At 61.5% G+C, this 1,536-nt stretch carries 1 protein-coding gene; it reads right to left on the reverse strand.

Translation table 11 applies throughout. The annotated features are described in order from the left end of the window. Positions 1–164: 164 nt before the first annotated feature. On the reverse strand, positions 165–1,481 hold the full coding sequence (locus NMA52_RS18665; RefSeq protein WP_254829228.1) for an IS4 family transposase: 1,317 nt from the start codon (positions 1,479–1,481) through the stop codon (positions 165–167). Positions 1,482–1,536: the final 55 nt, after the last annotated feature.

Consider the following 1,536-nt stretch of genomic DNA (forward strand, 5'->3'; position numbering starts at 1 on the left):
CAACTCCATTAAGCTAAGCAACTAAGCGCCATACCGGAGCCTCCATCAGGGCTACTCTTCGGCCGCTATTGCGGCGAGCCAGGTTGGAAAGTAACTTTAGGGTATAGTGTCCCCGTCCGGCCGTGAGGCGGCTCGTGCCCGTGACCTGCTGCCTTGGTATTCCATCAGAGTGCCGAGCGATAATTGGGTTCGTAAACGTGTCGGTCCTGACTCCGCATAATCCGTCTAATACGTACACGGCTCGGGCGGGGCCTATAGGGTTCCAGGTGGTGGACCAACTCGTCCAGCAGGACCTTGGTGCGGGCCCGCCAGCGCCGCACGCCGTCCAGGAAGAGAGTGGGCAGCCACCGCTTGATCAAGCCGGCGGTCACGTTACGGTTGATCCGGTAGCTGTATTGGCGGTCTTTGGTTCGGGCCTGTTTGACCAGCTCCCGGTCGAGGAGGCAGGCACTCTGAACATTATAAAACCAGAAGGTTGACCAGAGATCTTGCTCTACGCCGGGCTGGGTGTAAGCTGAAGTCAACGCTAACTGGAGGAAAGACTTGAGGTGGGAGATGCCCGTCTCCACGCCCCAGCGCAGACCGTAGAGTTCCCCGATACGCCGGTGGTGAAAGCGGCGGCGGTGCATCAGGGTGGTCAGGAGGACCTCCACTTCTCCCGTACTGAGCTCGACGCGCACGAGGCGCAGTTCCAGGGGTTGGCGCCAGACGGGCTGCTGCCCCAGGTCGCGCAGGGTTCGGTAGGCGCGGTCCTTTAGTTCCACGGTGATGAGGCGGTCGGGCTCGCCGCTGCGCACGAAGTCGCGCACTTCGGGACTCATATCGATCGGCAGGCGGATGATGCAGTCGGAGCCGTGGCGGCGGTGCAGGAAGGGCAGCCCGTAGCCGGCGTAGCCGCGATCGTAGATATAGATGGCGTCTTGGGGGAAGCGTTCGACGTTGGGGTAGGCGTGGCGGATCTCGCCGCTTTTTTGGGTGTGCAAATCGGCCCGCAGAATAATGCGGTTGAGCAGGTCGTAAGTAAGCAGAATGCGGGTGGAGGGGACATTGTCGTGCTGGTTCTGGTGGAAGCCAAAGGCCTCACCGATCCAACCCTCGCGGGGCAGGGTCTGACCCGTACCGTCCACGGCGATGAGCAGGCGGGAGCGCCAGCGGCGGGCGTGCTTAAAGCAGGTATAAAATCCCTCGGCGGAGCGGTGGAAGAAATCGCGGAAAAAGGCCGGCCGGATGGCCCGGCGGCGCTGGGCAAAGGCCGACTTTGTCACCGGGGCAAGTCCCAGGTAACCGAAAAAATCGTGCAGCTCTACGGCGGTGGATTTACGTACCAGCTGCAGGATGAAGGCCACCGTGCGCCGGAAGGTCAGCGGGCTGCTGCGGGTGAAGCGACGGTGGGGATCGACGATATACTGTGCCCGTTGCTCTTCAGTGAGGTCGGGGAAGCTGCGCAGGAGGGTCAGAAAGCGGGTCAGGGCGTTGGTCATTCTCCCAAGTTCGGGAGCACGGTAATACCATCAAATGCTTAGCTTAATGGCCGTG

The organism is Lewinella sp. JB7 (genome assembly GCF_024297185.1).
Lineage (GTDB): Bacteria > Bacteroidota > Bacteroidia > Chitinophagales > Saprospiraceae > Neolewinella.